8 protein-coding genes are annotated in these 8,053 nt (G+C 71.8%); 2 read left to right on the top strand and 6 right to left on the bottom strand.

Features of this window, described 5'->3' with window-relative positions; translation table 11 throughout:
• Positions 1 to 797 (top strand): L-lactate permease (locus FRW57_RS13835; RefSeq protein WP_203230326.1); only part of this gene is annotated, 797 nt, incomplete at its 5' end.
• Positions 798 to 808: 11 nt separating this feature from the next.
• Here the strand turns inward: FRW57_RS13835 and idi are convergent.
• The 4 genes from idi to FRW57_RS13855 all read right to left on the bottom strand — a co-directional run bounded on the left by idi (position 809) and on the right by FRW57_RS13855 (position 4,527).
• Positions 809 to 1,351: an isopentenyl-diphosphate Delta-isomerase gene (idi, locus tag FRW57_RS13840; protein WP_152186252.1), complete on the bottom strand. Its 543-nt coding sequence runs from the start codon at positions 1,349 to 1,351 to the stop codon at positions 809 to 811.
• A gap of 132 nt (positions 1,352 to 1,483) precedes the next feature.
• On the bottom strand, positions 1,484 to 2,089 hold the full coding sequence (locus tag FRW57_RS13845) for a class I SAM-dependent methyltransferase (protein ID WP_152186253.1): 606 nt from the start codon (positions 2,087 to 2,089) through the stop codon (positions 1,484 to 1,486).
• Positions 2,090 to 2,225: 136 nt separating this feature from the next.
• On the bottom strand, positions 2,226 to 3,032 hold the full coding sequence (locus FRW57_RS13850) for a class I SAM-dependent methyltransferase (RefSeq protein WP_152186254.1): 807 nt from the start codon (positions 3,030 to 3,032) through the stop codon (positions 2,226 to 2,228).
• A 136-nt stretch (positions 3,033 to 3,168) separates the two neighbouring features.
• Positions 3,169 to 4,527 carry an MFS transporter gene (locus FRW57_RS13855; RefSeq protein WP_238999428.1) on the bottom strand — a complete coding sequence of 453 codons (1,359 nt, stop codon included), beginning with the start codon at positions 4,525 to 4,527 and terminating at the stop codon, positions 3,169 to 3,171.
• A 188-nt stretch (positions 4,528 to 4,715) separates the two neighbouring features.
• On the opposite strand from FRW57_RS13855, the gene FRW57_RS13860 reads away from it, so the two are divergent.
• Entirely contained in the window at positions 4,716 to 5,969 is a 1,254-nt protein-coding gene (locus FRW57_RS13860) for a DUF1015 family protein (protein ID WP_203230327.1), read from the top strand.
• A gap of 286 nt (positions 5,970 to 6,255) precedes the next feature.
• On the opposite strand, the gene FRW57_RS13865 is transcribed toward FRW57_RS13860, so the two are convergent.
• Together FRW57_RS13865 and FRW57_RS13870 are read right to left on the bottom strand one after the other, a co-directional pair.
• A complete protein-coding gene (locus FRW57_RS13865) occupies positions 6,256 to 7,734 on the bottom strand; it encodes a sensor histidine kinase (protein ID WP_203230328.1) in 1,479 nt (492 codons plus the stop codon).
• A partial coding sequence (locus tag FRW57_RS13870; protein ID WP_162529363.1) for a winged helix-turn-helix domain-containing protein occupies positions 7,731 to 8,053 on the bottom strand: 323 nt, incomplete at its 5' end. The genes FRW57_RS13870 and FRW57_RS13865, both read right to left, overlap by 4 nt.

Raw genomic sequence — 8,053 nt, forward strand, 5'->3', positions numbered from 1 at the left:
CGCGGCCGCCCCCCGCCACGGCGTCCACCCGTTCGCACGAGCCGGCCGGGGTGGCCCCGCGCCGGGCGGGCTGGCTGGTCGCCCCGTACCTGTACCTGCTGGGGGTGGCACTCGCGGTCCTGCTGGTGCCCCCGTCCCGGGACTGGGTGGACCGCCACCTGGTGCTGGCTCTGGACTTTCCCGGCACGACCACCTCCGTGGGCTGGCACTCACCCGCGGTGGCCGACTACACCCCGCTGCGGCTGCTGTCCCACCCCGGCACCTACCTGCTGCTGGCCTGCGGACTGGGCTACCTGACCTACCGCGTGGTCGGGCTGTGGCATCGCCGGCCGGCCAGGGAACTGGCTCGCGCGTGGTTCGACTCGGTGCAGTCCTCCGCGGTCAGCATCGTGTCACTGGCCTGCGTGACCACCCTGCTGATCGAGGCGGGGATGGTCTCGGTCCTCGCCCGGGGCGTCGTCTCCGCGACCGGCTCGGCCTATCCCGGTCTGTCCGCCCTGATCGGTGGCCTCGGGTCCTTCCTGACCGGCTCCACCACCTCCTCCAACGCCCTGTTCTCCGCGCTGCAGGCCCAGTCGGCCGACCTGCTGCACCTGCCCCAACCCGTGCTCCTGGCCGCACAGACAGCCGGAGCCAACGTGGGCAACAGCGTGGCGCCGGTGATCGTGCTGATCGGCATCGGCGCCGTCGGCGGCGGGGTCCGACCCCCCGAAGTGGTCAAGACCGTCCTGCTCGGCTCCTCCGTCCTCCTGGCCACCGTGACAGCCATGACCCTGCTGCTCGTCGCAATCGGCTGAACCGGGCGCCCTCAGACCCGAGCGGACGTGGGTACGAGGTCGCGCAGCAGCGGGGCCTGCAACCTGGCCCAGGGGGAGATGGCGCTGCCCGGGTCGGCGGCCTCGTCGAGGAAGCGGTCCCAGGGCCACCACTGGTGAGCCGCAACCTCGTCGGCGCGCGGACGAGGCTCTCCCGCCAATCGGCAGACGAAGACCGGGCACAGCTCGTTCTCCACGATCCCGGCGTATTCGGCCGTGTAGGAGAAGTCCGGCAGCACGAGGCGCAGGTCGGTCGGGACCAGCGCCAGCTCGTGGTCCAGCCGCCGCCTGACCGCCTCCGCGAGCTCCTCGCCGGGCGCGGGGTGCCCGCAGCACGTGTTGGTCCAGAATCCGGGAAAGGTTCGCTTGTCCAGGGCGCGCTGGGTGACGAGCAGTCGTCCGTCCGCGTCGAATCCGTAACAGGAGAAGGCGAGGTGGCGCGGTGTGTCTGCACCGTGCACGCCGATCTTGTCGGCGGTGCCGACCGGCTGCCCGGCGTCGTCGACCAGCACCACCTGCTCGGCACACTGATCCATGGCCCCACCATGCCACGCACCCGGCGGCCCCGCTCGTGATGCCTGTGGTCGCGCTCCTCGGCGGCGGGTCGCTCCGCTCCATCCTCGCCGCTCGTCGTCGCCGCTCGTGATGCCTGTGGTCGCGCCGCCTGCTCAGGCCGGGCGGAGCACCGCGACGAGGAAGCTGGAGTCGTCGGCCAGCGGCCGCAGGTCCCAGCTCGAGAGCAGGAGGTCGGGGACCAGTCCGGCTCGCTCCGCGTCGGCCAGGAACTCAGTGAAGTCGTAGCCGCGCCCTGCGCCGAACCCGATGACGGCCCGGCCGTCGGCACACAGGTGGGCTCGCATCCGCTCCAGCACGGCGCCGCGGGTGCTCGGTGCGAGGAACGTCATGACGTTGCCTGCCGACACGATCACGTCGAAGGGCTCGTCCACACCGGCCGACGGCAGGTCCAGCTCGGCCAGGTCCCCCACCATCCAGCGAGGCCCTGGGTGGTCCTCCTCCGCGGCAGCGACCAGCACGGCGTCGACGTCGACGCCCACCACGTGGTGACCCGCCCGGGCGAGTGCGCCCCCGACCCGCCCCGGCCCGCACCCCGCGTCCAGGATCCGCGAACCGCGCGTCGCCATCGCGTCCACCAGCCGGGCCTCGCCGTCCAGGTCCTGACCGGCGGCAGCCATGGCGCGGAACCGCTCGACATACCACTTCGAGTGGTTCGGGTCGGCCTCCACCTGCTGCATCCACGCGCTCTTGTCCACCATGGCGGCATTGTCACCCACGAGCTCCCCGCCGAGAGCTGCAGGGCGTGGCCACCACTGCCGCACGTGCCCCGTGCCATGCCGCCGAGGCACGTCAGGCGCGTATGCCGTGCGACGCCACGCTGTCCCCGCGGCGCCGTCACACGGCGTGGGCGACCATCAGCACCGGTGCAAGGAGTCCGGCGGAGGTGGCCTCGATGTTGTGGTGGATGCGGGCCATGAACGCGGCGCCGAAGACGGCCTCCGGCCCGATCCGTGGGCCGTCGCCCGCTGGGGGAGGGCCGGAGGCCTGGGCGGTGCGGTCCTGCGTGTCGTCGATGGCGAACCCGGCAGCGGTGAGGTGCTCGGCATACTCCTGTGACGACTCCACGAAGGAGCTGTCCTCCGCGTCGGCCCACGGCATGGGAAACGGGAGCGGTCCGTCGGCCACCCGCATCTGGTCGTAGAGGGCGAACCGGCCGCCGTCCACCAGCACCCGCCTCACCTCCGCGAAGACCGCCCGCTTGTCAGGCACGTTCATGCCCACGTGGATCATCATGGCGCGGTCGAAGGAGCCGTCCGGGAAGGGCAGGTGGTCCGCGGTCGAGGTCGTGAACCGCACCAGCTCGGACAGCCCCACGAGCCTGGTCAGCTCCGTGGCGGTGCTGACGAACTCCGGGGTGAGGTCCGCGCCCGTGACCTGGCACGAACACGTCACGGCGGCCGCTCGGGCGGGGCCCCCGATGCCGCTGCCGACGTCCAGCAGACGCGACCTCGCGTCGAGGTCGAGCGCGTCGAGCAGGTGCTGCGTCGCGGGGAGGAAACCCGCGTGCAACTGGTCGACGGCCGCGAGGTCGGCGGTCGCGAGGGGATCGACGGTGACCCCCGCCTCCGACAGCGCGCGAAGGATGCTCGAGGTCAGCTCGGCCCGGCCGTAGTGTTCTCTGACGATGTCGCGGACGTCCATGGCGCGCCTCCTGATCCGAAGGTAGCGCCGGCGCGGCACCTGCGCTGCCGCCTTGGGCGAAGTGCCTGACCCGATCTCGGGACCAGCCCTCACCGAGCGGAGGCCTCAGCGGCGCCGGCCCGCAGCCGTGCAGACGTCAGGCGTGCCCGACGAGGTCGGTCTCCACGGCCTCTGCATCGTCCGGAGTGGGCGCCGCACGCAGTGCCACTGCCACGAACCCGGCCACCACCATGACGATCCCGACCACCCACAGGCCCAGCTTCTCGCTGCCGGTCAGGTCGGTGAGCCAGCCGGTGATGTAGGGGCCGAGGAAGCCGGCCGTGTTGCCGATCGAGTTGATCAGCGCGATACCCGCGGCTGCCGCGGCGCCGGACAGGAACATCGTCGGCAGCGGCCAGAACGTCGGCAGCGCCGCACAGATGCCCATGGTGCAGATCGTCACCGCGATCATGGCGGTGAACGGCGAGCTCAGGTAGAGCGCGATGGGGATCGCGATCCCCCCGACGATGGCGGGTATGGCGACGTGCCAGACGCGTTCGCGGGTGCGGTCACCATGCCGCGACCACAGGACCATCGCCACGCAGCCGAAGGCGTAGGGGATCGCGACGATCAGGCCCTGCTGGAAGACGCTGAAGTCCGTGTGGTAGGTCTCCTTGAACCCGGCGATGATCGTCGGGAGGAAGAAGCCCACGGCATACAGGCCGTAGACGATGCCGAAGTAGACGAAGGCGAGCGCCCAGATGCGTGGCTGGAGCAGCGCCTTCTTGATCGGGTAGTGGTAGCGCCGTGCGGTCGCTTCGTGCTCGGTGTCCATCTCGTGCTGCAGCCAGGCGCGTTCGTCGTGCGCGAGCCACTTCGCGTCCTTGGGACGGTCGGTGAGGTAGAACCAGCAGACGACACCGATGAGGATCGCCGGCACACCCTCGACGAGGAACATGAAGCGCCAGCCGTCGAGACCCCACAGGACCTGGTGTCCAGACGAGATCAGCCACGCGGACAGCGGGGACCCGATGACCGACGACAGCGGCACCGCGACCATGAACAGCGCAACAGCCTTGGCGCGCTGACGTTTCGGGAACCAGAAGGTCAGGTAGAGGATGATGCCGGGGAAGAACCCCGCCTCGGCGATGCCGAGCAGGAACCGCAGCGCATACATCGTGCCTGCGTTGGGCACGAAGGCCATCGCCGACGCCACGATGCCCCAGCTGACCATGATCCTCGCGATCCAGCGCCGAGCGCCGAACTTGTGCAGCGCCAGGTTGCTGGGGACCTCCAGGATCAGGTAGCCGATGAAGAACAGTCCGGACGCCAGACCGAACGCAGCCTTGCTGAAGCCGAGGGCCTCGTTCATGCCGTGCGGCGCAGCGAAGCTGATGTTGGTCCGGTCGAGGTAGTTGATGAAGTAGAGCAGCCCGAGGAACGGCGAGAGGCGCCACGCGACCTTGCGCATCACCCGCCCCCGCATCGCGTCGTCGTGGGCGGCGAGGTCTGGCACGAAAAGCTCCTCTGGTGGTGGCGGGTGGTTGCGGACCGGACGCGGTGGTCCGCTCAGGTGCGGGTGGTCCCCCTGGTGCGGCGACGTCCGGCGGCCGGCGCCCCACATCTCTACGCCCGCACCCTCGGGGATGTCCAGAGTGAGGTCGTCGATTCCTGACATCTGAGACGCCACGTACCATCGGGGCCGTGACGACACCAGAGACCGGCCTCGCCCTGCTGCCCTTCCGCGCCACCCGGTATGCCGGCTCCGACCACCTCGGTGACCGGCTGTCCCCTCCCTACGACGTCATCTCGGAGGCAGACCGGGAGGACCTCGTGGGAGCCAGCGACACCAGCGCCGTGCGGCTGATCCTGCCGGCGGAGGCGGAGGGTGAGCTCGCGGACGGCGACGCCTACGCCGGGGCTCGAGCGCTGATGGACGGGTGGGTCCACGACGGCGTGCTGGCGGTCGATGCCGAGCCGGCGCTCTACGTCTACGAGATGACCGCCGGCGACGCGGTCACCCGGGGTCTGCTCGGCGCGGTGGAGCTGCACGATCCCGAGGACGGGGTGATCCTTCCCCACGAGAACACCATGGCCGGCCCGGTGGCCGACCGGCTCGCGCTGATGGAGGCGACCGAGGCCAACCTCGAGCCGATCTACCTGGTCTACGACGGGGGTGGCGCGGCCTCCGAGCTGGTCGCGTCGGTCGGCGACCGGGTCCCGCTCGCCGAGGCCGAGACCCCCGACGGCACGATCCACCGGCTCTGGGCGGTCACCGACCCCAAGGCGCACGCAGCCGTCGCCGACGACCTGGCCGCCCGCCGGGCGGTCATCGCCGACGGGCACCACCGCTACGCGACCTACCGCAAGCTGCAGGCCGAGCACGACGGCGAGCCTGGCCCGTGGGACCTGGGGTTGACGCTGCTGGTGGACACCACGGCATACGGACCGCAGGTGCACCCCATCCACCGGGTGGTGGCGATCGGCTTCGACGCGGCGGTCGAGGCGGTGCGGGCGCACGCGAAGGTCGGCGAACCGGTGCAGGTCGAGGAGGCTGCGCGGCAGGTGGCCGAGGCCGGCGGCTTCGCCGTGGCGCTGGCGCAGGGCGACCGGGCCGTCGTGGTCTGCGACCTCGACCGGGAGCTCGTGTCGGACACACTCGGTGACGTGGCCGACTCCGCGCTCGGCCGGCTCGACGTGACGGTCGTCCACCGGGTTCTGGTCGAGCGGCTGTGGGGGCTGGCGGACACGGAGGAGTCGGTCGGCTACGCCCACGACGTCGAGGACGCGCTGGAGGCGGCGCGCAGCGACCGCACCGCCGTGCTGTTGCGGCCCACCCCCGTCGAGGACCTCGGCGAGGTTGCTCGCGCGGGGGAGCGGATGCCGCGCAAGTCCACCTTGTTCACGCCGAAACCTGCCTCGGGCATGGTGATCCGCCGCTTCGCCGACCAGGGCTGAGCCGCGCCCACCCGCACCGTGTGAGGACTTGTGGTGCGGAACGGTGGCGGGGCCGCAGTCAGGGACCTTGCAGCAGAGGACGTTCGGCGGTAATCGCGTGTCGCTCGCCGGAGACGAAGACCGCTCCGGCAACGACGACGAACGCCACGGCCCACGCCACCGCTCCGGAGGCCATGCTGCGATCCTTCCCGGGGCGGCGATATCAGGCCAACGAATTGTTGCGGGAGGAGGGCGGGTGCCGCGCCGTCTTGGGACCCTTGTCCTCCAACAGTGGCAGGCCAACGGCTCAGCCGTGCGGGGCCGGGTGGGGCGTGCGGGGGAGCCGGACCTCCACGCGCAGGCCCGGGTGGTCCCCGCGTGGTGAGGCCGCGGAACCGGCGTCGGCCAGGGTGACGGTGCCGCCGAGCCGCGCCACGAGCTCCCGCACGATGGCCAGACCGAGCCCGCTACCTCCGGCGTCTCGATCGCGCGCATCGTCGAGCCGGGCGAACCGCTCGAAGACCCGTTCGCGCTGTGCAGGCGGGATGCCCGGCCCGTCGTCCGACACGATGAGGAGCACGCGCCCAGGCTCCGCACCGCATGCCAGCGACACCTGCGAATCGGCATGTCGCACGGCGTTGTCCACGAGGTTGGTGAGCACCCGTCGGAGGTGCTCGGGGTCGGCGGTGACGGTCAGCGGTTCGCCACCGCGCCAGGCCGTGCCGGGAGCACGCCCGGCGCGGTCACCGGCCGGTTCGTCGAACCCCTCCCGACAGGAGACCGCGACCCGGACCCGCGCACCGGCATAACGGCCGACCACCTCGTCCAGCAGCTCTCGCACGTCCACCGGCCAGAGGCGCGCAGGAGCTGCGGTGGGACGTTCGAGGCGGGCGAGCAGCAGCAGGTCCTCCACGAGCCCGGACAACCGACTCACGTCCGCGAGCAGGTCCTCGGGCAGGTCGCCGGCCTCACCGAGGTGCTGGGCGACCTCGAGCTGGGTCCGCATGCTGGCCAGCGGGCTGCGCAGCTCGTGCGCCGCATCCGCGACGAAGTCACGCTGGCGTTCCCGTGCGGCCGAGAGCCGGTCGAGCATGCGGTTGAGCGTGACTGCCAGTGCTGCGATCTCGTCGGTGGAGGCGCCCACCGGCAGACGCTCGTCCCGCCCCTCGCCGCTGATCGACTCGGCCCCGGCCCGCAGCTCCTCGACCGGCCGCAGCGTCCGGCCGATGACCCACCACGAGATGATCCCGAGCGCAGCCAGCAGCACCGGGTAGGTCAGCAGCAGCGTCCCACCGAGCACGGCCTGTGCCCGCTCGTAGTCGGCCGCCTGCACGGCGACGATCACGGTCGACTGGTCGGGCGTGCGGTCCGACGGCGCGGTCACGGGCAGCGCCACGACCCGCAGGTGACCGGTGCTGCCGACCCGCTGGCCCGGCACCGTAAGGTGACTCCCGTTCCGGGCCTGCGCGAGCTCGTCGGGACGCAACAGCGACGTGAGCCGGTCGGCGCTCGCCGACGCACCGAGCACCCGGTCCTGCCCGTCGACCACCTGCACCAGCTGTGCCCCGGAGACGGGGAGGGGGTCGGGGATGCTGCCACCTCGCACCAGCACCGCGACGTCGTTCGCGGTGTTCGAGGCCCGGTCGTCCAGGGCGCGCTGCCCCGCGACGTTGAGCACGGCATACAGCGCCAGGCTGCCGATGGCGAGCGCCACCGCGACGCAGGCCACACTGATCAGCAGGAGCCGCCACCGCAGGCTGACCCCCCGCCGCACGGTCGAGGTCACCGTCCCAGCACGTAACCGGCGCCGCGGACCGTGGTGATGACCTGCTTGCCCAGCTTGCGCCGCAGGTAGCCGACGTAGACCTCGACGGTGTTCGGTGCGACGTCCTCCGAGGCCTCCCACCCGTGGTCGAGCAGCTCGGTCTTGCTCACGACCCGGCCCGGGTTGCGCAGGAGGTACTCGAGCAGGGAGTACTCGCGGGGCGTGAGCGCGACCGGTTCGTCGTTGACCCGCACCTCGCGCAGGGCGGGGTCGAGTCGCACGTCGCCGGCGGTGAGGACCGCGGGCCGCGCCGGAGTGCCGCGCCGCAGCAGCGCGCGCA

The organism is Segeticoccus rhizosphaerae, assembly GCF_009192725.1.
Classification (GTDB): Bacteria; Actinomycetota; Actinomycetes; order Actinomycetales; family Dermatophilaceae; genus Segeticoccus; species Segeticoccus rhizosphaerae.